This is a genomic window from Streptomyces sp. NPDC039462 (assembly GCF_055639375.1).
In genome coordinates, this window is record NZ_JBVKAO010000001.1 from 2,350,029 (window position 1) to 2,374,682 (window position 24,654).

26 protein-coding genes are annotated in these 24,654 nt (G+C 70.9%); 13 read left to right on the forward strand and 13 right to left on the reverse strand.

Features of this window, described 5'->3' with window-relative positions; all coding sequences use genetic code 11:
- Positions 1–86: 86 nt before the first annotated feature.
- Genes ACZ7LU_RS09655 through ACZ7LU_RS09665 form a run of 3 tightly spaced genes read right to left on the reverse strand, consistent with a single transcriptional unit; the run spans position 87 to position 3,426 of the window.
- Complete coding sequence (locus tag ACZ7LU_RS09655) at positions 87–923, reverse strand: ABC transporter permease (protein ID WP_471916279.1); 837 nt, start codon at positions 921–923, stop codon at positions 87–89.
- Positions 920–2,482, reverse strand: coding sequence for an ABC transporter permease subunit (locus tag ACZ7LU_RS09660; protein ID WP_471916280.1), 1,563 nt, complete (start codon positions 2,480–2,482; stop codon positions 920–922). Before ACZ7LU_RS09660 ends, ACZ7LU_RS09655 begins: the two co-directional genes overlap by 4 nt.
- Positions 2,479–3,426: an ABC transporter ATP-binding protein gene (locus ACZ7LU_RS09665; protein WP_471916281.1), complete on the reverse strand. Its 948-nt coding sequence runs from the start codon at positions 3,424–3,426 to the stop codon at positions 2,479–2,481. Before ACZ7LU_RS09665 ends, ACZ7LU_RS09660 begins: the two co-directional genes overlap by 4 nt.
- 148 nt (positions 3,427–3,574) lie before the next feature.
- Here ACZ7LU_RS09665 and ACZ7LU_RS09670 point away from each other — a divergent pair, with 148 nt between their 5' ends.
- The 6 genes from ACZ7LU_RS09670 to ACZ7LU_RS09695 all read left to right on the forward strand — a co-directional run bounded on the left by ACZ7LU_RS09670 (position 3,575) and on the right by ACZ7LU_RS09695 (position 8,763).
- Positions 3,575–4,882, forward strand: a complete 1,308-nt coding sequence (locus tag ACZ7LU_RS09670; RefSeq protein ID WP_471916282.1) for a sensor histidine kinase — start codon at positions 3,575–3,577, stop codon at positions 4,880–4,882.
- On the forward strand, positions 4,879–5,556 hold the full coding sequence (locus tag ACZ7LU_RS09675) for a response regulator transcription factor (RefSeq protein ID WP_471916283.1): 678 nt from the start codon (positions 4,879–4,881) through the stop codon (positions 5,554–5,556). Before ACZ7LU_RS09670 ends, ACZ7LU_RS09675 begins: the two co-directional genes overlap by 4 nt.
- Positions 5,557–5,653: 97 nt before the next feature.
- A complete protein-coding gene (locus ACZ7LU_RS09680) occupies positions 5,654–5,989 on the forward strand; it encodes an ArsR/SmtB family transcription factor (protein ID WP_471916284.1) in 336 nt (111 codons plus the stop codon).
- Positions 5,989–6,711 (forward strand): cation efflux transmembrane domain-containing protein, encoded by a 723-nt coding sequence (locus tag ACZ7LU_RS09685; RefSeq protein WP_471916285.1) that lies wholly within the window; start codon positions 5,989–5,991, stop codon positions 6,709–6,711. The genes ACZ7LU_RS09680 and ACZ7LU_RS09685 overlap by 1 nt, the downstream gene beginning before the upstream one ends.
- Positions 6,712–6,797: 86 nt before the next feature.
- Positions 6,798–7,340, forward strand: a complete 543-nt coding sequence (locus tag ACZ7LU_RS09690) for a GNAT family N-acetyltransferase (protein ID WP_471916286.1) — start codon at positions 6,798–6,800, stop codon at positions 7,338–7,340.
- A gap of 268 nt (positions 7,341–7,608) precedes the next feature.
- Complete coding sequence (locus ACZ7LU_RS09695) at positions 7,609–8,763, forward strand: serine hydrolase domain-containing protein (RefSeq protein ID WP_471916287.1); 1,155 nt, start codon at positions 7,609–7,611, stop codon at positions 8,761–8,763.
- 41 nt (positions 8,764–8,804) lie between these two features.
- On the opposite strand, the gene ACZ7LU_RS09700 is transcribed toward ACZ7LU_RS09695, so the two are convergent.
- From ACZ7LU_RS09700 to ACZ7LU_RS09720, 5 genes are all read right to left on the reverse strand, one after another.
- Positions 8,805–9,323 carry an SRPBCC family protein gene (locus ACZ7LU_RS09700; protein WP_471916288.1) on the reverse strand — a complete coding sequence of 173 codons (519 nt, stop codon included), beginning with the start codon at positions 9,321–9,323 and terminating at the stop codon, positions 8,805–8,807.
- Positions 9,324–9,417: 94 nt separating this feature from the next.
- A complete protein-coding gene (locus ACZ7LU_RS09705) occupies positions 9,418–10,347 on the reverse strand; it encodes a helix-turn-helix domain-containing protein (RefSeq protein WP_471916289.1) in 930 nt (309 codons plus the stop codon).
- A gap of 10 nt (positions 10,348–10,357) precedes the next feature.
- Positions 10,358–10,993, reverse strand: a complete 636-nt coding sequence (locus ACZ7LU_RS09710; protein ID WP_471916290.1) for a hypothetical protein — start codon at positions 10,991–10,993, stop codon at positions 10,358–10,360.
- 14 nt (positions 10,994–11,007) lie between these two features.
- Positions 11,008–11,511 (reverse strand): nucleoside deaminase, encoded by a 504-nt coding sequence (locus ACZ7LU_RS09715; protein WP_398304642.1) that lies wholly within the window; start codon positions 11,509–11,511, stop codon positions 11,008–11,010.
- Between the two features lie 174 nt (positions 11,512–11,685).
- The gene (locus ACZ7LU_RS09720; protein WP_468084802.1) at positions 11,686–11,874 is read right to left on the reverse strand and encodes a hypothetical protein; all 189 of its coding nucleotides are present in this window, start codon (positions 11,872–11,874) and stop codon (positions 11,686–11,688) included.
- A gap of 236 nt (positions 11,875–12,110) precedes the next feature.
- Between ACZ7LU_RS09720 and ACZ7LU_RS09725 the strand changes: the two genes are divergently transcribed.
- The 3 genes from ACZ7LU_RS09725 (at position 12,111) to ACZ7LU_RS09735 (ending at position 15,021) form a co-directional block, all read left to right on the forward strand.
- Positions 12,111–12,464 (forward strand): PRC-barrel domain containing protein, encoded by a 354-nt coding sequence (locus tag ACZ7LU_RS09725; protein WP_398304645.1) that lies wholly within the window; start codon positions 12,111–12,113, stop codon positions 12,462–12,464.
- A 318-nt stretch (positions 12,465–12,782) separates the two neighbouring features.
- Entirely contained in the window at positions 12,783–13,955 is a 1,173-nt protein-coding gene (locus ACZ7LU_RS09730; RefSeq protein WP_471916520.1) for a S1 family peptidase, read from the forward strand.
- 157 nt (positions 13,956–14,112) lie between these two features.
- The gene (locus tag ACZ7LU_RS09735) at positions 14,113–15,021 is read left to right on the forward strand and encodes a hypothetical protein (protein ID WP_471916291.1); all 909 of its coding nucleotides are present in this window, start codon (positions 14,113–14,115) and stop codon (positions 15,019–15,021) included.
- Between the two features lie 63 nt (positions 15,022–15,084).
- On the opposite strand, the gene ACZ7LU_RS09740 is transcribed toward ACZ7LU_RS09735, so the two are convergent.
- From ACZ7LU_RS09740 to ACZ7LU_RS09760, 5 genes are read right to left on the reverse strand one after another with little or no spacing between them, the layout of a single operon-like run.
- The gene (locus ACZ7LU_RS09740) at positions 15,085–16,017 is read right to left on the reverse strand and encodes a phytanoyl-CoA dioxygenase family protein (protein WP_471916521.1); all 933 of its coding nucleotides are present in this window, start codon (positions 16,015–16,017) and stop codon (positions 15,085–15,087) included.
- 38 nt (positions 16,018–16,055) lie between these two features.
- A complete protein-coding gene (locus ACZ7LU_RS09745; protein WP_471916292.1) occupies positions 16,056–16,904 on the reverse strand; it encodes a class I SAM-dependent methyltransferase in 849 nt (282 codons plus the stop codon).
- Positions 16,901–17,644, reverse strand: coding sequence for a class I SAM-dependent DNA methyltransferase (locus ACZ7LU_RS09750; protein WP_471916293.1), 744 nt, complete (start codon positions 17,642–17,644; stop codon positions 16,901–16,903). The genes ACZ7LU_RS09745 and ACZ7LU_RS09750 overlap by 4 nt, the downstream gene beginning before the upstream one ends.
- A 20-nt stretch (positions 17,645–17,664) precedes the next feature.
- Complete coding sequence (locus tag ACZ7LU_RS09755) at positions 17,665–18,864, reverse strand: YcaO-like family protein (protein ID WP_471916294.1); 1,200 nt, start codon at positions 18,862–18,864, stop codon at positions 17,665–17,667.
- A gap of 22 nt (positions 18,865–18,886) precedes the next feature.
- Complete coding sequence (locus ACZ7LU_RS09760) at positions 18,887–19,789, reverse strand: aKG-HExxH-type peptide beta-hydroxylase (RefSeq protein ID WP_471916295.1); 903 nt, start codon at positions 19,787–19,789, stop codon at positions 18,887–18,889.
- Positions 19,790–20,482: 693 nt separating this feature from the next.
- Between ACZ7LU_RS09760 and ACZ7LU_RS09765 the strand changes: the two genes are divergently transcribed.
- The 4 genes from ACZ7LU_RS09765 to ACZ7LU_RS09780 are packed head-to-tail and all read left to right on the forward strand — an operon-like array spanning position 20,483 to position 24,646.
- Entirely contained in the window at positions 20,483–21,622 is a 1,140-nt protein-coding gene (locus tag ACZ7LU_RS09765; protein ID WP_471916296.1) for a glycosyltransferase family 4 protein, read from the forward strand.
- Positions 21,622–22,611: an NAD-dependent epimerase/dehydratase family protein gene (locus tag ACZ7LU_RS09770; protein ID WP_471916297.1), complete on the forward strand. Its 990-nt coding sequence runs from the start codon at positions 21,622–21,624 to the stop codon at positions 22,609–22,611. Before ACZ7LU_RS09765 ends, ACZ7LU_RS09770 begins: the two co-directional genes overlap by 1 nt.
- Positions 22,608–23,237 (forward strand): sulfotransferase family protein, encoded by a 630-nt coding sequence (locus ACZ7LU_RS09775; protein WP_471916298.1) that lies wholly within the window; start codon positions 22,608–22,610, stop codon positions 23,235–23,237. Before ACZ7LU_RS09770 ends, ACZ7LU_RS09775 begins: the two co-directional genes overlap by 4 nt.
- Positions 23,234–24,646: a sulfotransferase gene (locus ACZ7LU_RS09780; RefSeq protein WP_471916299.1), complete on the forward strand. Its 1,413-nt coding sequence runs from the start codon at positions 23,234–23,236 to the stop codon at positions 24,644–24,646. The genes ACZ7LU_RS09775 and ACZ7LU_RS09780 overlap by 4 nt, the downstream gene beginning before the upstream one ends.
- Positions 24,647–24,654 lie beyond the last annotated feature (8 nt).

Consider the following 24,654-nt stretch of genomic DNA (forward strand, 5'->3'; position numbering starts at 1 on the left):
GCCGGGCTGGCTGCTGCGGCCGGGTGAGGCGCCGTCGAGCCGGGGAGCGGCCTCAAGCCATCGTGCTTGCGGTCCGCTCGGTTCGGCTACGCGTCGCGTGTGTGCAGCAGCAGGTTGCCCACCAGCAACGCGGCCGCGGTCCACGTGGCGAGCATGCTCAGGCCTGCCCATGGGCCGATGGGCATCTCGTGCAGACGGATGGTGGCTTGGACCGCGAGTCCTGCGGTCATGGGCGAGATCTGCTGGAGGTGGCGCTGCCACTCCGGGTCGTTGACCACCTGGGTGACGACCGGGAAGAGGTAGAGCAGCCCGAGCACGATCCCGATGGCGGGCGCCGCCTCCCGTACCGCCGTCGCCAGGCCGAGGCCGAGCAGGGCGATCAGGACGAGGTAGAGAACCGAGCCTGCGGCCGCGCGCAGGGTCGGGCCGTCGGTCAGGGACAGGGGGGCATAGCCGCGCGCCTCGGTGAATCCGTTGCCGGGCAGGATGAGGCGGCCGGTGAGGAGAGAGGTCAGGACGGCAACCGTCCCGGCGGCCAGGACGACCGTGGCGAGGACCGTCGCCTTGGCGGTGAGGACGGTGAGCCGGTTCGGCATCGCCGTGAACGTGGTGCGGATCATCCCGGTGCCGTATTCGCCGCTGACGGCCAGCACCGCGAGGACGGCAATGACCGCCTGCCCGACGGTGACGCCGGTCAGGGCGAGCTTGACGACGTCCTCGCCGCACCCCGTGTCCGGGCACTTCACGGTCTTGGCGGTGCCGCAGCCGACGGCCACGGTCAGTGTGATGGCCAGCAGGAGCAACCTGCCCGTGTCTCCTGCGGTGCGCAGCTTCGTCCACTCCGCGCGCAGGGCGCGGCCGAAGCCCCCTCGCCACGCGCCGTCCGCCGAACTCATGAGTCGTACACCGCTCAGGAGACTCATACGTCCCTCCGGCGCAGCCGCACCACGGCCAGACCAAAGGTGAGCGTGGCGTATCCGCACAGCACGGCGAGGCCGGCCCAGGGCGCCAGCGGGTAGTAGCCGGTCGACGGCTCGTACACGCTGAGCACCTGCGCGTACCGCGGCAGGGTCTGCTGGATGGCGAAGCCCGCAGCCGGGGTCACCCGCAGCAGCCACTCCGAGACGCCCGGGGGCAGCACGCCGGAGGTGGCGAGCAGGAAGGGCAGCACGATCGACGCGACGACCAGGACGACCGCCGTCCCACTGCGCCGCAGCAGCGCACCGGCGCCGAGGGCGAACACGGCGGCGGCCGCGCAGAGCAAGCCGGTGCCGACCACGACGCGCACTTCGGTCGCCGACGCGACGGGAAAGACATGGAAGCCCCTACCGCGTGCACTGTGTTCCCCGAGGGGAATGGTGATCGCGGCGGCCACCAGGCCCATGGCGAACGCGACGATCCCGGCCACCAGTGCCTTGGCGCCAAGCACCCGGCCCCGCAGGGGAGTTGCCGCCATGGTCGTACGCAGCAGACCGCGCCGGTACTCGCCGGTGATGAACACCGTGCCCACGGTGATCACCACGATCAGTCCGACGAAGGTGCCGACGAGGAAGTTCTCGACGGAGAAGCCGACGCCCATCACGGGCCCGCCGACGACCGGTGCGATGTCACCGGCCCCGGTCACGGTGAACCCGCCGCCGTCGGTCCGGGTGAAGCCGCCCTTGATGGTGTTCGTGTAGCTGCCGGAGGTGCCCGCGTCACCGCCCACCTGGGTGCCGCTCCACGTCCCCCGGGACCAGTCGCCGGTGAGGGCGGGCCGGCCAAAGGCGCCGGTGGCCACGGCGGGGCTGAAGCCCGCGCCCGCCCCGGTGTCCTGCTTCGCCTCCGGTGACGTCACAAAGAGCCCGGCCTGCACGGTGCGCTCGAGCCCAGGCAGCTTCGCACGGCCGACCTTGGTCCAGTGGAAGCCGTCGGTGGAGGTGGAACCGGTAAGAATGTCACCGGAGCGGACCAGACGCAACCAGCGAGGGGACCCTTGGGAGACCTTGCCGGACGGGCCCGCCGCGTCGTGCGTGTAGTCGTACTGCATGCGCACGCCGTGGCCGCCGGTGGCCATGACCGCCGCGTACGACGATCCCTGAGTGAGGTTCTCCTTCACGATGATCCCGGCCTTCGCCCAGGGCTGGACGCTTTGGGCCGTCTTGCCGGCCCCGTTGTCGACCACACCAGTCAGCGACCGCAGGGGAACGGTGAGAGTGCCGTCGCCAGTGAGCGTCTTGCGGACGAAGTAGAAGCTGTCGTTGACGGCCTCGCCGCCGGGACCCTTGGGATACGAGGCGGAGTCGGCGCCGCCATCGCCGGGGCCGGGGGCGGCCGTGCCGAGCAGGCCGACCATGATCGTCGCCAGAAGCGCCCCCGCCATGGCGAGGACCCAGCCGCGTACGGTACGGAACTTCGTCCACTCGGCGTGCAGCGTCCTGAGGAACCGGCCCCGCTCGGCGTGCCTCGTGGCCGGGGTGCGCGGGGTGAGGGTGGTGGTCATCGCATGGCCCCCCTCGCCGGGGTGCCCCGGTACTCCACCGCGTCCCGGGTGAGTTCCATGTACGCCTCTTCGAGCGTCGCCCGATGCGTGGACACCTGGGAGAACGGCACCCCGTTCCGGGCGAGCAGGGCCACGATCTCCTCGTCGGGCAGGCCCGTGACGCCGAGGGTGTCGGGGCCGGTGGTGAGAACGGTGGCGCCCGCGCCGTGCAGGACCTGGGCGGCACGCTGAGGCGCGGAGGTACGCAGGGTGACCCGGCCGCCGCCCGCCTCGGCGAGCAGTTCGGACACGCTGGTGTCCGCGACGACCCGGCCGCGGCCGATCACCACGAGATGGTCCGCGGTGTCTTCGAGCTCACCCATCAGGTGACTGGAGACCAGAACGGCGCGGCCCTGCCGGGCCAGCGACGAGAGCAGGCCGCGCATCCACACGATGCCGTCGGGGTCGAGGCCGTTGAACGGCTCGTCCAGCATGACGACCGGCGGGTCACCGAGCAGCGCCGCCGCGATCCCCAGGCGCTGACGCATGCCGAGCGAGAAGCCGCCGGCCCTGCGCCGGGCCGCGGTGCCCAGGCCGGCCTGTTTCATGACCTCATCCACCCGCCGGGCCGGCACGCCTTGTGAATGGGCCAGCCACAGCAGGTGGTTGCGGGCGGTGCGGCTCGGCTGCAGCGCGGAGGCGTCGAGCAGTGCCCCCAGATGCCGAAGCGGCCGCCGCAGGGTGCGGTACGGCACCCCTTCGACCAGAGCCTGTCCCTCCTCAGCCGAGTCGAGGCCCAGGATCACGCGCATGGTGGTGGACTTGCCCGCGCCGTTCGGGCCGACGAAGCCGGTCACCCGTCCGGGCCGCACGGTGAACGTCATCCCGTCCAGGGCCAGTTGTGACCCGAAGCGTTTACGCAGGCCGATGACCTCGATCGTCGCCTTCGTACTCTCATTGTTCATGGGCCCAGCCTGTGACGGAGCGAGTTACAGGGACCGAACGGCCGCTGTCATCTCGCTGTTAGGCGCCTCGGCTTAGCCTGGCCTGGTACGTGTCTCAGTACGTGCCCCAGTACGTGTCCTGGTGCGGTGGCGAGAGGGGAGCATGCGGATGAAATGGGGTCCGCCCCGACGGCTCGCGGGCCAGACCATCCGACTCGGCCTGACCACCCGGCTCGGCCTGACCACCCGGCTCGGCCTGACCACCCGTCTCGGCCTGCGCCGTGGCACCGCCCGCACCCGCTTCACTGCCCTGTACGTGACGCTGTTCCTGCTGTCGGGAACAGCGCTGCTCGCCATCGCGGCCGTGGTGGCCTCCGGCGGATCGCGCTCCAGCCAGGCTGTTCCCGATGCCGGCCCCGATCAGCCCGCGACGGCGGCCCAGGCCCAGGGCCGCATCGATGAGCTGGAGCAGCAGCTGGCCCAGGCGCACGAAACCCAGTCCCAGCAGATCCTGATCGGCTCCGCCATCGCCCTCGGCGTCATGGCGGTGATCTCGGTCGGCCTCGGCTGGTTCGTCGCCGGCCGAGTGCTGCGTCCGCTGCGCGTGATGACAGCGGCAACCCGCCGCATCACCGCCGACAGCCTGCACGAACGCCTGGCCATCGCCGGCCCCGGCGACGAGGTGAAGGACCTCGCCGACACCATCGACGACCTCCTCGGCCGCCTGGAGAGCTCCTTCGACGCCCAGCGCCTCTTCGTCGCCAACGCCTCCCACGAGCTGCGCACCCCACTCACCACGATGCGGGCCTCCCTGGACGTGGCCCTCGCCAAGCCGGGCCCGATACCCGAGACCACGGCCACCCTGGCCGCCCGGATGCGCGCCGAACTCGACCAGGTGGACCGGCTGCTGGAGAGTCTCCTCGTCCTGGCCCGCACCCAGCACGGCGAGTTCACCGACTCGGCGCGCCTCTCCCTCGGCCAACTCGCGCTGACCGCCCTGACCGAACGGGCACAAGACATCGCGGCCAAGGACCTGACCGTGCGCGAAAACCGGATCGACGACTCCGCGTGGGTGTGGGGGAGCGAGACCTTGCTGCGCCGTGTGGCCGACAATGTGGTCGACAACGCGATCGCGCACAACGACCCCGGGGGCTGGATCAGTGTCGCGGTACGGTCCGAAGGAGACGACGCAGGCGCAGTGTCCCTCGTCGTCGAGTCCAGCGGACCGGTTCTCGACCAACGGCGGGTGGCGGACCTCGCGCGGCCCTTCCGCCGCCTCGGCGCCGACCGGACCGGCACCGGCCGGGGCAGCGGCCTCGGCCTCTCCATCGTCGCGGCCATCATCCAGGCCCACCACGGCACCCTTGACCTGCGCGCCCGCCCCGACGGCGGCCTGCGCGTCACCGTCGTCCTCCCCAGCGCGGACGGCAGGGCAACGGCGGAAGCCCCCGACACACAGACGGGCGCGGCGCGTTGAGGGTCTTGGTGGTCGAGGACGCCCGCCCCCTCGCCGAAGTCATCGCCGAGGGGCTGCGTGATCAGGGCATGGCCGTGGACGTGGCCCACGACGGGCTCGACGCAGCGGCCAAGCTGGACGTCAACACGTACGACGTCGTCGTGCTCGACCGCGACCTGCCAGGCATCCACGGCGACACCCTCTGCCAGATGATCACCGAGCGGGACAGCCCCGCGATGGTCCTCATGCTGACCGCCGCCGTCTCACCCGGGGACCGCGTCAGCGGCCTGACCCTGGGCGCCGACGACTACCTCGCCAAGCCCTTCCACTTCCCCGAACTCGTCCTGCGCATCCGCGCCCTGGCCCGCCGCCGCCCTGCCGCCCGGTCTCGCACCCTGCGCACGGCGGGCATCGAACTCGACCCGATGCGCCGCACCGCCAGTCGTGACGGCCGGCAACTCGACCTGTCGGTCAAGGAGTTCGCGGTACTCGAAGCCCTCCTGGACGCGAGCCCCGCCTTTCTCAGCGCGGAGGACCTCCTTGAACAGGTATGGGACGAACACGCCGACCCGTTCACCAACACCGTCACGGTCACCATCAGCCGCCTGCGCCGCAAACTGGGCGCCCCTCCGGTCATCGCCACCACACCCGGCGTGGGATACCGGATCGTCGACACAGGCGCTCCACCCGACTGAGCGGGGCGCCAGGGCCGACGGCCTGCGGGCGGAGGTCGCGCTCAGCTCTGCATAATCCACGATTCCCTGAATTCAGCGATGCGTGTACTGTCGAGGTGTGCTGACTGTTGTCTCCGACATCGAGGTGCTGGCCCGGTTCGGCCGCGCGCTCGCCGACCCGATCCGCTGCCGCATCCTGCTCGCCCTGCACGGAGCTCCGGCCTATCCGGCCGACTTGGCCGACGCGCTCGGCGTGTCGCGTACGCGGCTGTCGAACCACCTGGCGTGCCTGCGCGACTGCGGCCTGGTCGTCACCGTCCCCGACGGCCGCCGCACCCGCTACGAACTCGCCGACGAACGCCTCGGCCACGCGCTGGACGACCTGCGCACCGCCGTGGTCGCCGTCGAGACCGACCGCACCTGCGCGGACGCCGACAGGAAGGGCTGCTGCTGATGACCGCCGAGATACCCCTGTCCCTCGGCCCTGGCCCGAGCCCGGGCCACCGTGAGTTTCTCGCCCGCCGGATACGCCTGCTGGTGGCCGCGACCATCACCTACAACATCATCGAGGCAATCGTCGCCATCACCGCCGGGACGCTCGCCTCCTCCACGGCCCTGATCGGCTTCGGCCTCGACTCGGTCATCGAGGTGTCCTCCGCCACGGCGGTCGCCTGGCAGTTCTCCGCCCGTGAGCACGCCGTCCGCGAGGCCCGCGAGAAGACCACCCTGCGCATCATCGCCGTCTCCTTCTTCGCGCTCGCCGCGTACGTCACCGTCGACGCCGTCCGCGCGCTGGCCGGCACCGGCGAGGCGGAGCGGTCGATCCCCGGCATCGTCATCGCAGCCCTCTCCCTGGCCGTGATGCCGTTCCTGTCCACCGCCCAGCGCAAGGCCGGGCGTGCACTCGGCTCCGCCTCCGCCGTGGCCGACTCCAAGCAGACGCTGCTGTGCACCTATCTGTCCGCCGTCCTGCTGGTCGGCCTGGTTCTCAACGCCACGCTCGGCTGGTCCTGGGCCGACCCGATCGCCGCTCTCGTCATCGCGGCCGTCGCGGTGAAGGAGGGCCGCGACGCCTGGCAGGGCAAGGGCTGCTGCGCACCCACGGCAGCGTCGGCGCCGTCCGTCGGTGCCGAGACGGACGCCTGTGGCTGCCGCCCCGGATGTGACTGCTGCTGACCGCCACCATCCGCCGACCCACCAAGAAAACCTGCTGCAGCACGGAGACTGTCAGCGACGACAACCACCCCCACCGGAGACACCCCATGTTCACTTTCCGTCGCCTCGCCGAGCACGACCTTCCGTTACTGGGGCACTGGCTGCGGCAGCCGCACGTGGCCCGATGGTGGAGCCACGAGACCTCCCAGGAGGCGGTGGCGCGAGACTTCGGTCCTGCCATCAGGGGAGAGGAGCCGTCCGAGGATCTGCTGGCTCACCTCGACGGCCGCCCGATCGGTCTCGTGCAGCGTTGCCGCCTGTCGGACTACCCCGCGTACCTGGCAGAGCTCGCCGCCCTCATCGAGGTGCCCGACGGGGCCATGACCATCGACTACCTGATCGGTGAGGTTCAGGAGACCGGCCGCGGGCTCGGCCCACGGATGATCCGGTCGGTCATCCGGACGACCTGGAACGACCATCCCGATGCCTCTTGCATCCTGGTGCCGGTGCAGGCGGCCAACCGAGCGTCCTGGCGGGCCCTGGAGAAGGCCGGGCTGCGTCGTGTCGCCGAGGGCGACCTCGAGCCGGACAACCCTGCCGAGGGTCGTGCGCACTACGTCTACCGAATCGATCGACCGAGTCTGGACTGAGCAGTGGCTATGGGCGGAGCCGACGCCCGGCGACGAGGATCCCGCACATATCGCGGACGTATCGAAAACCGCATACGCCCCCGCAACCCCCCTCCTTGTTCAGTGGACGCACGGGCCGGTGCCTGACACCGGCCGGCCCGTCGACCAGGAAAGGCAGGAACAGGACATGGGGATGGGCTCTGATTCCGTAGCCGGTGTTGACCGGCGTCGGCTGCTCGGATGGGGTGGGCTGTCGGCCGTTGGCGTGGTCGCGGCGGGTGCCCGGCCGGTGAGCGCCCGGGCCGGGCTCGCCGCCCCGCCCGCCGTCGATTCCGCCGCCGTCCCGCCGGACACCCGGCCCGGCGGGGCCTACGACCGGTACGTGGCGAAGCTCGCCGCCGAGGACAGGTTCTCCGGCGTGGTGCTGCTGTCACACCGGGGCCGGACCGTGCTCTCGCGCAGCTACGGCATGGCCGACAAGGAGAAGGGAGTCCGCAACCACGAGGGCGTCGCGTTCAACCTCTCCTCCGCGGGCAAGCCGTTCGGCGCCGTGGCCATCCTGCAACTGGCGCAGCGCGGCAAGCTGAGACTTTCGGACACGGTGGGCACCCATCTGTCCGGTTTCGCCGAGGAGATCGCCGAAAAGGTGACGATCCATCACCTGCTCTCCGGCACCTCCGGGTTGAACACCCCGGAGGAGGACCTGCAGCGCGTCTTCCAGAGCAGAAAGGAGGTACGGGAGTTCTACGAGCGGTGGGCGAGGCAGGCGAAACTGGTGAGCGCACCCGGTACGCCCACCGACCACGCCGGGGCCGAGGTCGCCATCCCCGCGCTGATCGTGGAGGCCGTGACCGGCACGAGCTACTGGGACTACGTCGAGGAGCACGTCTTCCGGCGTTGCGGCATGACCGGCACCGCGTTCTACACCCGGCCGCAATGGCTCACCGACCAGCACATCGCGCACTCGTACATGCGGCTGGCCGACGGCAGCCGGGTGGACGCCGTCCGCAACCTGGACAAGGGCAGCCCGGACCCGTACCAACTCGGCAAGAACCCGGGCCGCTACTTCATCGACCCGCCGGGGGACGGCGGCTTCGCGACCGCGCCGGACCTCGTCCGGTTCGCGCACGCGCTGAGCGACGGGACCGTACTGGACCGCCCCTACGCCCAACTGCTCACCGGCGCCAAGGCCCCCCTGCCCCCGCAGGGCGGCGGTCTGGCCGGCCGGACGGCCCCGGCCGACGCGTCGTTCGCCGCCTACATGATGCCGGTCAGCCTCGTGGGCGGCCGCTGGGTGAACGGTCGCGCGGGCGTCAACCCCGGCTCTGTCGCCAGCTGGAACATCTACCCGGACACCGGCTGGGTCGGCGTCGTCCTCGGCAATCAGGACGACATACCGTTCCAGGAGATCATCGAGCAGGAGATGCGAGCCGTCCTCGGCTGAGGCGGCGTCCCGGGCTCGATGCCCCCTCCGGACAGGCCGCCTCAGTCGGGTTCCGGCGCGGCGCCTGCTCCGGTACCCGCCCCGGCGGGACCCGATGCCGGTGGGGATTCCAGGCCTGCGGCGTGTTCGGCGAGGCCCGTCGCCATCGCCTGCATGAAGCGGCGGAGGTACCACTGGAAGGCCCAGCGCATCCTGCCGCGGGCCACGTACGTGCCGTGCCAGTGGATCCGCGTTCCGCCGCCGGGCAGTTCATGCAGTTCGACGGTGGCGTGGTAGTCGGCCATCTGCGGGATGTCCACACCCTCGTACGAGAAGCGGTGTTCGGGCTCGATCGCCAGGCGCGTGATGCGTTCCCGGGTGACGACCTTTCCCGTACGGAAGGCACGGGTGGCTCCGACTCCGTCCTGGCCGTCGGGCGAGAGGTCGTGCGACCGGCCGGTGTCCAGCGCGTCGATGCGTGACCACTCGGGCCAGCTCCGCGGGTTGCGCAGCAGCACCCAGATCGTCTCCGGCGGTGCCGTCGATTCGGCCGTGACGTCGTACGAGTGCATGTCGGGCATCTCGGCGCTCCTCATGATGTCTCAGGATTGATCATGAGGCGGAGCCTAGGGACGTCATGGTGCCGGGCCCATGCGTGGGATTGCGGTGGGGCGGTCAGGAATTGCGGTGGCCGGAGCGGTAGTCCGAGGGGCGCGCTCCGGTCTGCCGGAGGAAGGTGGCCGACAGGGTGCCGGGGCCGGCGAAGCCACACCGCGCCGCGATCCGGGCGATCGGCAGGTCGGTGCCGCGCAGCAGCCGTTTCGCCTCCTCCACGCGCAGCCGGGTGAGGTATCTGTACGGGGTCACTCCCGTGGCCGCCTTGAAGACCCGGACGAAGTGGTAGACGCTCAGGTGCACTTCACCGGCGATCTCGGCCAGGGTGACCGGCTCGGCCAGCCGGTCGCGCATCATCGCGATGGCGGCTCCTACGCGCGCGTCTTCCCGCGAAGACGAAGGCGAACGTGAAGGCGAATGCGGGGGTGAGCCCGAACTACGCCCATGGCGCGTGAGCAGGTGCACGGTCAGGAAGGCCGCCGCCGATTCGGCGTACAGGTCACCGGCCACCTCGTCGGGGGAGCCGAGTGCGCGGACAGCCTCCTCGATCAGCGGGTCCCCTGCCGCCAAGGACGCGGCCAGGGCCTCGTAGTCCACCGCGCGGCCGCCCAGCTGTGCCGCGATCGTCTCGACCGTGTCACGCGGAATGTGTACTTGTACGCTCCGCATCGCCCCGGTCGCACGATAGCGGCGGAGGACGGGCTGCCCGGGGATGCCCATCTCCAGCCGCCCCGGTGCCCACGTGTGGTGCGTCGTCCGACCGTCACGCCGCGTCTCCATCGCCGCCCGCCCCGCGACCGGCAGCACCAAGTGCAGGTCTGCCGCACCCGGCAGCTCCATGTCCTCGGCCACGGGAACATGCTCGAACCGCTGGACGAGCAGGGACTGCCAGCCCGCGGTCTCCCAGCTGCAGTACGTCCGCCGGACGTAACGAGCCATGTCGAAACCGGCGTACGGCTGGAGATCGAAACGGGAGGAGTCGAACACCATGGCATCGAGGTTACGGCCGAGCGCGCCGGCCGGGGGCGGAGACCTCCACCGTGGTGACGACGCGGGTGAGGGAAGGGCGGCGGGGTACGGAGCCGAAGCCGAAGCGGACCGGAGGGTGCACATCGCTCAGCGCGCCCAACTGCTGCCCGTCCCAGGACGCCTCCGCCGCGGTGATGGAGCGCAGGTCCCTGGCGGCGTACCACTCACGGCGCCCCGCCCCCGCGCTGCCACGTGTCCGCACACCGCGCATCAGCACGCGGGCCGGCACATCGCACAGCGCGGCCCATCCGGTGCTGCCTGCCAGACGGGCGGGGGCCAGCCTCAGCAGACGCCCCAGCACGGTGGACCGGCCGGGCGTGAAGGAGAGCAGCAGCGGGCCGGCTGTCACCTCCCACCGGTCACGGGCGGGGGAGACGGTGACAGGGCAGATGACGACTTCGTCGAACCGGTACGTGGCGGTGACGAACTCCGCCACTTCCTGCGAGGGTGCCAGCAGTATCCGGTGCCCGTCGGCCCGCTCCACCATGACGTCGGCGAAGGGCCCGAGTGGGGACAGCGGCCAGTGTCCGACGACGATGCGTACGCCGACGGCCGTGCCCACTCCCGCGATCCATCCGTCGAAGCGCATGCGGCGTGCCGCGCTCATGGGTTGCGCCGGTGTCACCGGGCGGCGGTGGGTGCCCCCGGCACCCGTCGGTCCCCGCCGTTGTGGTCCTGCCACAGGCGGTAGACGTCCACGGCGCCGTCCCGCGGCTCGTGGCGCATCGGGAGGCGGCGCTCCTGCCACGGCTTGGCGAACTCGTCGTAGAACGTGCTCAGTTCGAAGTACTTGCGGTCGTCGACGTAGTGCGCCTCATAGGCGTCCCTGGTCGTGAGGAAGACGACCTCGTCCGGAGAGCAGTAGTAGAGCGCTCCGAGGCACATCGGGCACGGCTGCGCCAGGACGTAGATCGTGGCGCCCGTCAGGTGCTCGGTGCCGAGGCGGGTGCAGGCGTCACGGATGGCCAGCACCTCCGCGTGGGCCGTCGGATCGTGGGTCTGGGCCACCTGGTTGGCGCGTTCGGCGATGATCTCGCCGTCCTTCACGATGACGGTGGCGAAGGGGCGACCGCCGTCCTCGACGTTGCGACGGGCGAGGTCGATGGTGCGTTGTACGTAGTCCACGTCGTGCCTCCGGTGGGGTCTTCGGCGGGTGGTGCACGCCGGTACGCGGCCGGTTCCGGCGCCGCGTACCGACGTACTCAGTCTGCGTGACCTGGGCGCATAGCGTCCAAGACGCGCTCACCATGCCCGCCATAGGTGGCACCTATGGCTGCGTACGCACCTCCAATCGACCCCTCAGGCCGCGTGGCGCTTTTCCGGGCGCTTCTCGGAGCTGCGGCGCTTCTGCGGTACCGCGTCGCGGCGCCCCGTGCGTTTCTGCCCGTGAATGAGCCGTAGGTGACCTCGATGGCGGCCGGCCGGCGATGCGGCACGTCCGTTCAACCGGTCCTCGACCCGGTCCATGCCGATCAGCAGAAGCCCCATGACCGGCAACAACAAGAGAGCGACAACTAGCATCTGCGGCGACCTCCCCGCGGCGTCCCCTCTCGCCTGCCCCACTCGAACGCCTTCACGGACCCGAAGATGTGAAGGTCCCGCAACGCCGCCCCCGCCGCATCGCCGCGCCGCCGCTCGCCGCCCGGCCCTTCCTTCCAGGTTTCGTCCGCGTCGGCGTGGACATCTGGTTCCCACTCCATCGACGCGGGAGAGGATCAGAGCGAATGTCCGACGAATTCCAGGTCTCCGGAAACCAGAACAGGCGGATTTCCGCCGTCGGTCTCATCGGCTGCACGGTGGAGGCGAGTGACGGGTCGGTCGGGCAAGTCGACCCCGTCTCCGAGGAAGTGGCGCCCGACCACATAGTCGTCGACACCGGCGGGGCGCTGCTGAGCAAGAAGGTGCTGCTGCCCCTCTGGGTCATCGCGGATGTCGACGAGGTGAGCCGCACCGTGTACGTGCCCCGCACGAAGGACCGCGTGAAGGACGCCCCGCGCTTCGACAGAGACCTGCGCGTCACCGATCCCAGCTACCGGGCGCACATCGACGAACACTATCTGGACGAGTCCGTGGACTGATCGGGGCGGTCCCCGGCACACCGGGGGCCAGCCGCCGAAGTGGGCCGTTTTAACAGTTCCCTTGATGTTCTGTTAAAAGCTCCCGCTGTTCCGGACCTTGCCGAATCCCGGGTGGCGGCGCGAGAGTTCATGCCACGGCGGGCCCCACGCCCGTCGTCGGGCAGGGACTCATCCATCGGTGAATACACCCCCACTGTCTTCCGGTATTTCCCGAGGGTTCCTGCCTGCCATCCGGAAGGAATCGGTGTGCCCGCATCTCGTACATCTCGTAGATACAGATTCACCGCCGTGGCGGCTCTGCTCTCGGCGTCAGTGGTCATGGGAACCCAGGTCACGGCAGAGGCGCAGGTGCAAGCCCAGGCACCGGCACAGGCATCGGACAATGCACCCACCGCCCGCTATCAGCCCGAGATGGTGCGGGCACTGGCCGCATCACTCGGTGTGAGCGAGAAAGCCGCGATCGACCGGCTCGACCGGCAGGAAATACAGCAGGACAAGCTCGCCGAGCTGAAGAAGAACGGGATATCCGAGGACGGCGCATTCTTCGACGCCTCCGGAAATCTGACCGTCAACGCCGACGACCGTTCCGACGTCGCCGCCATCGAGAAGGCCGGTCTCGACGCGCGGGTGCCCGTCCGCGGCCAGGAGAAGCTCGACGAGATCAAGACGCAGCTGGACGCCGCGGCCGTCCGGCGCACCCCCGCCGGAATCACCGACTGGTCCGTGGATCTCGCCGCGGACAAGGTCACCATCAAGGTCAACAGCGACCGTGGAGCCCCCGCCAAGGCGTTCCTGGCCAAGGCCGCGAAGTACGGCTCCGCCGTCCGGATCGTGCGGGGCGGGGAGAAGCTCGCGCCGCAGGCCGCGATCGCCCCCGGCAGCAAGATGACGATCAACGACACCTCCGGCTGGTGTTCCGTCGGCTACGGCGCCCGCGACCGCTCCGGCAAGCAGTACCTCGTCACCGCCGGACACTGCGTGGCCGGCCTGCCCACCCTGCGCTACGGCGGCGTCGCGTTCGCCAAGGGCACCGCCACCCGCTTCGCGCTCGGCACCCGCAGCGTCGACATGGGCGTCGCCTCCATCAACTCCGGCCACTCGATCACGACCAGGGTCGGCACCTGGGGCCAAGCCTCCGACGTGGCCGTCAGCGGCAGCCGCCGTGCCGCGTCCGGCGCCACGATCTGCAAGTCCGGCGCGACCACCGGGTGGACGTGCGGCGCGATCGGTTCCTACAACGTCTCCGTCACCTACGTCGACCAGAACGGCGGCCCCGACACGGTCGTCACGGGTCTCGCCACCTCCAGCGTCTGCACCGAGGGCGGCGACAGCGGCGGCGCGTACATCTCCGGCAACCAGGCCCAGGGCATGACCTCCGGCGGCCCGCTCCGCCAGGAGTGCACGGGCGGCGTCAACTCGCGTGGTTCCTCCTACTTTCAGCCACTCGACGACGCCCTCTCGTACTACGGGCTGACACTCAACACCAACTGACCGGCCTTCGAGGGAAGACCAGGGGACGACCACCGGCTAAGGTGGGCGGCCCCTGGTCGCCTGTGTGGCCTGAAACCGCCGTTGAGCCGTGCCGTCATCGGAGCGAGGGACCACCGACCCAAGAGCCGATGGTGCCTCCCGCCCGCTGAAAGACGCCATGCCGAACAACCCCCACGCCGAAGGGCCCGACACGACGTTCGCCACCGTGTTCCGGCAGGCCCTGCAACAGCGCGGCCTGCCGCTGGAACGCATACGCGACCACCTGCGGGCCCAGCAGATCACCGTCAGCCTCGCCACCCTCAGCCACTGGCAGCGCGGTCGCAGCCAGCCGGAGAGAGCCCAGTCCCTGCTCGCCGTCGACGCGCTGGAGCCGCTGCTCAACCTGCCCACCGGCACCCTCCGCTCGCTGCTGGGCCCGCACCGGCCGCGCGGTGGGCCCCCGCCGCACGACCCGGCCGCCGCCCGCAAGGTCCTCGGCGAGAACTCGGACGTGGAACAGGCCCTCGGTGACGCGTTCCCGCACTTCAACGAGGGTCTGCGGCCCTTGACCATCCACGAGACCGTGAGCCTGGACGAGCACCGTTCCATCCACGAGACGTCGATCGTCACCGTGGTGCAGGCCGTCCGGGGCGGTGTCCGGCATTTGACCGTCGTCCACTTCCTCGACTCCCCGAAGGCGGGGACGGTCGACCTCACCGTTCCCGGTGGTCCGCCGCCGCGCATCCGTTTCGTGCCGGAGCTGGGCTGTGTGGCGGCCGACATCCCCCTCGGACGCCGGCTGGCCCGCACCGAGACAGCGGTGGTCGCCTACACGCTCCGGTCCGCATCGGACGTCTCCCACCAGCACGAGCGCCGCGTCACCACACCGCTGCGCACGTATCTGCTGCACGTGCGCTTCCATCCCCTGGCTGTCCCCGCCAGTTGCTGGAGCTACCACCGCAAACAGATCGGCGCCGAGCCCCAGCACCGCCACCGCTCGACCCTGGACGCCTTCCATACGGCCCACCTGCTGCCGGCGCACTGCTCGCCGGGTGTCTATGGAATCGAGTGGAAGTGGCCGGAGTGAACCGGGATCGGCCGGGACGACAACGTCTATCTGTTGATCGGCGGTCCTCCGGACGGCCAGGCGCTACGGCTCGCGCCGGACGGCTCGGCCCAGCGGTTCGGGCGGGTCGGGTACGCGGCGTTCACTGGCCCTCACCCCACCGAGGCGGACCTGTCGGACGAGGTGGCGGGCGCGTCCCGCGGTCAGAACTGACCGCAGGGGGGCCAGGGGGCGCAGCGGTGTGTGGAGCAGCCGCGGGTCGAGGTACGGAACCCAGCCGGTGGCGCGCGGGTGGTAGCGGGGCGGGCCGAGGCAGACGCGCTTGGTGACCACCCACCGGGTCTCCGGCCCGCTGTTGGGACGAGTGGCATGAAGATGGTCGCCCGCGAAGAGCAACAGGTCACCTGCGTCGAGCTCGAACTCCACCGGTTCGCCGACCGCCTGGTCGGGGAGCAGCCGTACCCCGTCGTGGAGCAGGGGGCGCCGATACGCCTCGGGCCAGATGAGCAGGCCGTTGTCCCGGCGGACCCGGCTGAGGGCCATCCACAGGTTGACGGAATTGACGGCCGTGTTGAACCACGAATCCACGTGGGCGCCGGTCGGGATCATGAAGCCGGTGTACCCGCCCATTTCTTCTTCCCGGCCGTGGACAGTGGTCCTCGGGGGCATGATCCGCACGCCCAAGTGGTCGCTGACGTACACCTTGCGGCGTTGCGGCGGGAGCAGGTCGGCGAAGCGCAGCAGCAGGTGGCGTGCGGTGGGCCTGAGGCGACGGTCCAGGTCGTCGCGGACGGCGCGCAGCCGATCGATGTCGGCGACGGTGTGGATGTGTTCCAGCCCTCGTTCCGACACCTGCTCGGCGGCCTCCGGCGAGACGGCGGAGGCGACGGCCGCCAGGGCCGCTCGGGTCCATGAGTCCGTGGAGGTGAGCTGTGCGAGACCGCCCCGGACGACCACCATCCGGCCGTCGAGGACGTCGCGGAGGTCGAGGTCGTCGAGGAAGCGGTGTGAGGTCACTGCGGGCAAGCTGCTTCTCCCCTGTCTCAGACGCTGTTTCAGGCGGGCGGCTTGGAAGCACGGAGAGAGAAGGACAGGGGCATGGACGGCAGCCCGTCCGGCAGCCGCCACCAATAGTCGTCGTGCTCCACCATGCAGGGAAGCATCCGCCAGGCCACGAAGGGCCATTCGTGGAGGAATTCGATGGTCAGTCCCGCGGACGCGAGGGTGCTGACGATCTCGCCGAGTGAGTGCCCCCAGGCGTATTCGACTCCCGGCACTTCCCGGCCCGGCACCGCTGTCGGACTGCGGTACTCGAAGGCAAGAGGCGCTGGCTCACCGAAGTACGAGTAGCGGAGCCGCAATTCGGGAGTGTCGAGCCGGTTGTCGAGCATCCAGGCCGCGGGATGGGACTCGAAGACGTAGACGAAGCCGCCCGGTGCGAGGAAGTGGGCGACGACCTCGGCCCAGCGGCGCAGATCGGGCAGCCAGCCCAGCACGCCGTGGGAGGTGTACACGATGTCGAAACGGCCGTCCAGATGGTCGGGCAGCGCCAGGACATCCGCCTCCACGAAGACCGCCGACGGGTCGATGTCGGCGGCCAGGGAACGTGCCGTCGCCACGCCCTCGGCGGCGAAGTCGACACCGGTCACCCGGGCACCCAGCCGCGCCCAGGAGAGCGTGTCGACGCCGACATGGCACTGCAGGTGCAGCAGCGAGCGGCCGCGCACCTCGCCGACCTCGGCACGCTCGAGTGCGCGCATACGGGAACCGCCCACCCGGAAACCGGCCAGGTCGTACTGGGCCGATGCGGCCTTCAACGGCGTCCACAAGCGCCACAGTTCACGGTTGTCGCGCAGGTACGCCTCCGGGTCGCGCGGCCCACCGGACAGGTCCGCGGCGCTCACGCGGGCAGCTCGTACACGCTGACGTGGTAGTTGCTGCTGTCGGTGAACGGGACGCCGGACCAGCCGCCGAACCGTTCGCGCAGTCGCAGGCCGGCCATGGCGGCCATCAAGTCGAGTTCGCCGGGCGATGCGTAGCGGAAGGCCACCCGGATGTGTCGGACGTCGCCGTTGTGGACGACCTTGTAGTCGGAGGTGTAGCGCTGCGTCGCCGGGTGGATCCGGCGCGTCCGCGTGACCGGGTCACCGCTGGCTGTCTGGACAGGCTGGGAACCGGCCCCGGCGCCGACGGCCAGAACCTCCGGCAGATGAGCGTCCAGGACGAAGAGCCCACCCGGCAGCAACCGCGCCGCGGCCCGTGCCAGGCAGTGGATCTGCGCTTCCTGGGAGGTCAGCTCGAAGAACGTGCCGTTGACCACGTAGATCACGGCGAACCGGCCTTCGTGTTCCACATCGGAGAAGTCGCCGATGCTGACGGCGATTTCGGCGCCCCCGGACTTGGCGCGGAGCTGTTCGACCATGGCCTTCGCGGCGTCGATGCCGTGGAGTTCGCGCCCGCGTGCGGCGAGCGGAAGGGCTATCCGTCCCGTGCCGATGCCGAGTTCGAGCAAGGGTCCTTCCGGCGCGGTCGATGCCAGCCGGTCGAGCAGGGCCACCGTGGCGTCGGTGGTGGCCGTCGGCGGGGTGAACCAGTCGTCGTAGTGGTCGGCCAGGTCCACGGCGTAATCGGGACTCGGTGGCATGCTGCTCCTCTGTGAGTGGTTCAGCCGAAGGGGTGCGGCGGCACGCGCGAGCCGGTGGGGGAGACGGACGGCAGCGGCAGGGCGCCGGGGGCGATCAGCCGGACGACGGCCGGGCCGGAAGCGGCGAACGAACTGGGGGTCGTGTCGACCGCGATCACGTCCTGGCCGGTGTGCTCGGCGAGCAGGCGCACGGGGTTCACAGGTCCTTGCCCTGTCGGGCGCCGGTCCACCAGTCCCTGCCCTGTCGGGAGCCGGTCCGCCGTGGTGTGCGGCAGCCAACGCGCCATCGCGTCCTGGCAGCCGAGATACGTCCACACCGCGTGCTCGACCGCGGAGACCGGCGTACCGCCCGGCAGGGACCGCCCGCGGACCCGCCGGGCCGCCGACGTGCGCATGCTCCAGCGCACCATGAGCGCCTCGTAGGCCGCGCGGGCGATGAGCTCGGCACCCTGCCCGGCAGGTCCGCAACGAGCACCGAAGGTCTGCTCACCGTGCTCGGGCGTGTGCAGACAGACCGCGACGGCGTGGGCGCCGGGCGCGGGCAGGGTGAAGGCGGCCGCCCGCAGCCCGAGGTGCTCGCATATGCGGCGCAGGGGGAGGGGGAGTTCGTCGTGTACGGGGCGGTGGCGGGGCGGATGCCGCGCCGGGTCCTGCCAGCTCAGGCGGAGCAGATCGCGTTCGAGTGTCTCCCATGCGGCGTGCTCGACCGCGGTGCTCCGGTCGGGGTGGGCCGCGAGCCCCGTGGAGCCGGCCCGGACCGGCGCCGCGCACCCGGTGGGCGGGCGGTGCTGCAGGAAGGCCAGACCTGCCGGAACCAGTACTTCCGAACCGGAGAGCAGGGAGCGCCCGGTGACCCAGAGTTGGCGCACGGTCCGGGTGGCCGGGCCGGACCAGGGCGCGGGGTCCAGGGCGGGAGCGCCCCGCCGGACCAGTTCGGTGTGATCGGCGAGGACAGCAGGGGATTTCTCGGCGGCGCGGGCCGCCAGCACGTTGCCCAGGCGCTCCAGCAGCTCGCCGCGGGCCCGTACGGCGACGTCGTCGGGGTGTTCCCCCGAAGCGCTGCCGATCAGGACGTGGTCGCCGCCGGCGCTGTCCGTGGTGGCGAACAGCGGGCTGCGGGCGGCGACCCGCCCGAAGAGCACCGCCGGTTCGACGGAGAACGGCGCGAAGACCTGGGGCTCCCACGTGGTGGGCGCGGAGGGAGCTGGGGGCTGCGGCATCGGCGTGGCTCCGGGTCTCGGGTCAGACGGCGGTGGTCCTCAGCAGGGCGGCACACTCCTCCAGCACGGTCAGCCCGTGTCCGGTGAGCAGTGGTGCGCGGTCCCGCAGGGAGCCGATCGCCTGCCGCGCCCTCTCCGCCAGCAGGACCCGGCGGGCCTCCAGCGCGTCCGCGGCCGGGGTGTCGCCGCCGAGAAGCAGCGCGTAGAGCACGCTGCTCCGGGCCAGGACGACCATTTGCTGGAACAGCCCCGCCATAGGCCGGGGATCGGCCCGCAGGGGAGTGCTGACGGGACGCGCGGAGTCCGCGGCCGTGGTGAGGAACGGAGTGCTCAGTTGGGCGGCGTTGCAGCGGGTGTGGGTGCCTTCGTGCACCAGTGCCTCCGCGCACCGCACAGGACCGGGCAGCCCGCGTGGACTGGTGCGCAGCCGTGACCGGTTGACGTAGATCGCACCATGGGTGGCGAAGTCGGTGAAGCCGTCGATCGCCGGGCCCTCCAAGAGAGCCACTTGCGCCACACCGATACGCAGTTCACTCAGCATCAGCGGCCAGGCTGCCGCCAGTCGCGCGACGCTCTCGTCGAGTACGGCCCGGTCCTGTCGCTGCCAGGACACCACGCGGGAGCCCCCGGCGGCGTCCGCTCCGGTGGGCAGCGCGGACAGTGCGCGGGTCACGGAACGGACGAGGTGGGGGGACGGCTCCGCGGGCGCCAGGCTCTCGCGGGCCTCGGTGTCACGCACTCTGCGCAAGATCGCCGAAGGAGCGGGTCCCGGATCCGTCTGAAGGGTGAACGCGGCCGCCACCACGGCGGGATGCGTCTCCGGCGGGGCGGGGAGTTCGGCCGCCGTCAGGACGGAACAGACCACTCGATGGACCGCTCCCTCATCCCGCACCGCCTCCCGCGTGTCGGGTGCTACGCGCAGCACCTGCTCACCTCCACGCGTTCACTCTCTCTCCGGGGCAAGGGCTGTCCGATGCAAGGACTCTCCGGGGCAAGGACACTCCAGGGGTAAGGAATCCAGGGATAAGGGCCGGTGCCGTGGCCGGCAAGGCCCGTCCTACGCCGGACTGCCGGCCTCCGACGGAACGAACCTCGCCGGCAGGAGCACCGGCACAACGGGCGGGGTGCGACCTGTCCGGACCGCTCAGTCCTGGTCCGGAATGTCGATCATGAGCGCGTACTCGGGGAGTTCCTCGGTGACCTGCTCGATGTCCTCGTGCTCCACGATGTCCTCCATGGCTGCTCGCTGGCCCGGTGGAAGCGTCGGGTGACGCCCCGATCAGAAGTACCGCACGGCAGGACGGCACACCATCGGCGGACGTACGGCCGGTGCGGGAACCGGACAGCCCGGGGTTTCCGTGCTCCGGCCCGCCCACCACGGCATGGAACAGGCGAACGGCGTTCCGGTGACCGGCCCTTGGCGATGCGCATGTGACGCGTGAGGCGCCATGGACCCTGTCGGCCCGTCAAATCTGGCTGGCAAGAGTGAGGCCGGGCCCGCCCGTGCGCTGCTGTGCGCCCCTGTGTGCCACGGCCGCCCGGTGGCGGGCATTGTGCCCCGACGCCCGGCTGCGGAGCATGGGGGTCCCTCACCAGCATCCCGGAGGCCCACCCAGCCATGCGGATCGCCTACCTGCACTCCGGCAGCATCCCCTCCGTCTACGCGAACGGCGTCCATGTCATGCGGATGTGCGATGCCTTCACCGACGCGGGGCACGAGGTCGTCCTCTACGCGCTGCCGGGGACCGTGCCCGCCGGTGACGCGCACCGCTACTACGGCACCCGCAACCGTTTCGAGGTGCGGAGCATCGCTCAGCCCGCGCTGCCTGGCCTCGGCGTATGGATCCGTGCCCGGCGGATCCGCGCCGACCTGCGCCGGCGAGGCACCCCCGACCTGCTGTACGGACGAGACCTGCGCGCCCTGCTCGTCTCGTCGGGCCTGGCCCCTCTGGTGTACGAGACGCATCTCATGTGGCCGCAGCGGATCGTGCGGAGGATCGAAGGCGTCCTGTTCCGCAGAAGGAACCTGCGCCGCGTGGTCTTCGTGTCCCAGGCGCTCGCCGACGACTACCGCCGTGTCTTTCCGGAGCTCGACTCGTCGCGGCGGACGGATCTGGTGACGGCTCATGACTGTGCCGACCCCGCCCCGGCCGACGGGCCGGTGGCAGACCTGCCGGGCCGCCCGGAGGCACCGAAGGTCGGCTACGTCGGTCATCTGTACCCGGGGCGCGGCACCGACGTCATCCTCGAACTCGCCGCACGCGTACCCGAGGCCGACTTCCACCTGGTCGGCGGCACCGCAGCCGACCGCGCACACTGGCAGAGCCGCTCCACACGCTCCAACGTCCACTTCCACGGGCATCTCCCACCCGCCGAACTTGCCCCTTACCAGCGGGCGTTCGACATCGTCCTGGCGCCCTACCAACGCAGGACGTACTGCGCCGGAGGCGTGGGCGAGATCAGCCGCTGGGTATCGCCGATGAAGCTGTTCGAGTACATGTCCTACGGCAAGCCCGTCATCGCCTCGGACCTGCCCGTACTCCGGGAGATCCTGACCGACGGAGTCAACTGCCTGCTCTGCCCGCCGGACTCCGTCGAGGCGTGGACGGCCGCGGTCAAGAGGCTCGTCGGTGACGCGCACCTGCGCGACACCCTGGGCGGCGAGGCGCGGCGGCAGCTCCACGACCGGCACACCTGGCGGATCCGGGCCGACCGGGTGCTGCCCGGGCTCAGCGACACGACCGGGTCGCGGCGCTGATGCGGGCCGTGGTGACCGGCGCCGCCGGCTTCATCGGCTCGCACCTCTGCGCCCACCTGCTCACGGCGGGCGACAGCGTCCTCGGCGTCGACTCGCTCACCGACTACTACGACCCGGCCCGCAAGGAACGGAACCTGCGCGACCTGACCCCGCACCCGTCCTTCGCCTTCCACCGGGTGGACCTGCTGGAAGCCCCTCTCGAAACCCTCGTCGACGGAGCGGACGTCGTGTACCACCTGGCCGGTCAACCAGGCGTACGGCCGTCGTGGGGAGAGGAATTCGAGCTGTACGCCCGTCGCAACGTCCTGGCCTCGCAAAGGCTCCTGGAAGCAGTGAGGGACCGGCCGCTGCGCAAGTTCGTCTACGCCTCCAGCTCCTCCGTGTACGGCGACGCCCCGGTCATTCCCACGGGCGAGTCGGTGTGCCCCAGGCCTCTCACGCCGTACGGCGTCACCAAACTGTCGGCGGAACACCTGTGTGAGATCTATCGGATCAACTTCGGCCTGCCCGCGGTGTCACTGCGCCTGTTCAGCGTGTACGGCCCACGGCAGAGGCCCGACATGGCCCTGGCCCGCCTGATCGAGGCAGCCCTGACCGGAGGGTCCTTCCCGCTCTACGGAAACGGAGAGCAGATCCGCGACTTCACCTACGTGCACGACGTCGTCACCGCGATGCGGGACGCGGCCGGCTCCTCCTTCACCGGCGTGGCCAACCTGGGCGGTGACGCCCCGGTGTCCATGAAGCACACCATCGCGGCCGTCGAGCGCCTCGTCGGCCCCGTGCACCTGGAGCCACGACCAAGCGGCCGTGGCGAGGCCCGGCACACCGCGGCCGACATCGCCCTGGCGGCACGGGCGTTCGGATACCGGCCCCGCACGGAACTGGACGACGGCCTGGCGGCGATGGCCGACCAGGCCGTCATCGATCTGGCGCGTCGGCCCGAGCCCGGCATCGCCCGCCCGCGAGCCCCGTGGCGAGGCGTCACGTGACCGGCGGCATTCCCTCGGCGGCGCCGCGCCGCCCCCCTCCGCGTCCCAAGGTCTTCGGCATCGGCCTCTCGCGCACCGGCACCCGCTCGCTGACCGCCGCGCTGCGCACGCTGGGTTTCGACATCGTGCACTACCCCTCCGACCCCGCCACCTACCGGACCCTGCTCGCCGGCACCGGGCGCTTCCCGCTCCTGGCGGACCACGACGGAATCACCGACATCAGCGTGGTCCCGTACTACGAGGAACTCGATCTCGACTGGCCCGGAGCCAAATTCATCCTGACGGTCCGGGAGGAGCAGGACTGGCTGCGCTCGTGCGCGACGCACTGGACACGGCCGGTGGACAGCAAGACCGACCTCGGCGAAGGGTATCCGGACATGCAGCGCTTCCTGCGTGCGGCCGTCTACGGGTGTCACGAATTCAACCCGGAGCGCTTCGCCCGCGTCCACCGCCGCCACGTCGAACAGGTGCTGCGCCACTTCGCGGGCCGGGACGACGACCTGCTCGTCCTGGACATCGTCGGGGGCGACGGCTATGAACGCCTGGCCCCCTTCCTGGGCAGGGAGGTCCCCGACCGCCCCTTCCCGAACGTCAACCGGCCCTCGCCCGCCCAGGACCGTCCGTGACCGGCGCGATCCGCACCCTCCCCGGCGACTGGTCACCCCCCGCGGGCCGCCCGGTCGACCTGGTGCTCCGCACGGTCGGTGAGCGCACCACCCGCCTCGCCCTCGGCCTCGCGATCCGGCACATCCGTCCACGCCGGGTTCACATCGCCGAGAACATCCGGCCGCTCGCCCGCGCCGTGGACCGCCAGGTGCACATCGACCACGGCGACGCCTCGCACGTCGTCCACGTCGACGCCGACTGCCTGATCCTCGAGGACATGAGGCCCTTTCTCGACGCCAACGACCTGGCGTACGTCGACTGCTTCGTGCACGACCGGTTCCGCGGCCGGGTCCACTGCGGGGTGCACATCACCCGGACCGACCTGGTCCGGGCCATGCGGGAGGTGGACGTGGAAGCGGAGGCACCGGCGGCAGGGCGCGGGCCGATGCTGCGGCCCGAGGCCTTCCGGCGGCACCTCGCCCGCCGCGCCCTCCAGCCCGACGTACAGCTGAAGGGCTTCCACATCCTGCACGACCACTTCCAGCACTACCACGACCTCTTCGCCAAGTACGCCCTGCGCGAGGTGCGCAGCCGTACCGAGAGCGGACGCGCGGTACTGGAGTCGGCCCTACGGCGTTGGGGCGACGACCCGGACTTCGTGGTCGCCAGAAAGGCGATACGGCACAGCCGCTCGGTGATACCCGCCGATGTCACCCCGCAGGCGCTCGGCCGGTACCTCGACGGCCTGCCCGAACTGGCGGCCCGCGTGGTCGGGGAACTGCGCCTGCCCGACCGCCCCCGGCTGACCATGGCCGAGGTCAGGAAGACCGCGGCCCACGCCCCGCAGACCCTCGGCCCCGCCGGCGACCGGCCCAAGGTGTTCTCCCTCGGCCTGCCCGGTACGGCGACCAGGAGCCTGGTCGAGGCCCTCCACCGGCTCGGTTTCGACCTCGCCCACTACCCCCTGGGCGCTGCGGACCTGGCGGCCCTGCGCCGCCGGGACGGCGACTTCCCGGCGCTGCGGCACTACGACGGCCTGACGAGCGTCTTCGCACTCCCGTCCCTGACGGCACTGGACGTGCGGCATCCGGGGGCGCGGTTCGTCCTCACCGTACGGGAGAAGGAGAGCTGGCTGCGCGCGGTGGAGCGGCTCTGGGACACCGGCTGGCCGACGGGGGCACCCGCGGCCGAGCGGGCCGCCCACAGGGAGGCGGCGTATCGATTCCGTACGCGGATCTGCGGCGGGGAGACCTTCGACCGGGTGCGACTGGCTCGGGTCTACGAGGAGCAACTCGTCCGCGTACAGCGCCACTTCGCCCGCCGCCCCCGGGATCTGCTGATACTGGACATCTGCGGGGGCGAGGGCTGGGAGAAGCTCGCCCCCTTTCTCGGCCGACCGATTCCACCGGGCCCCTTCCCGAGAGTGTGAAACCCTGC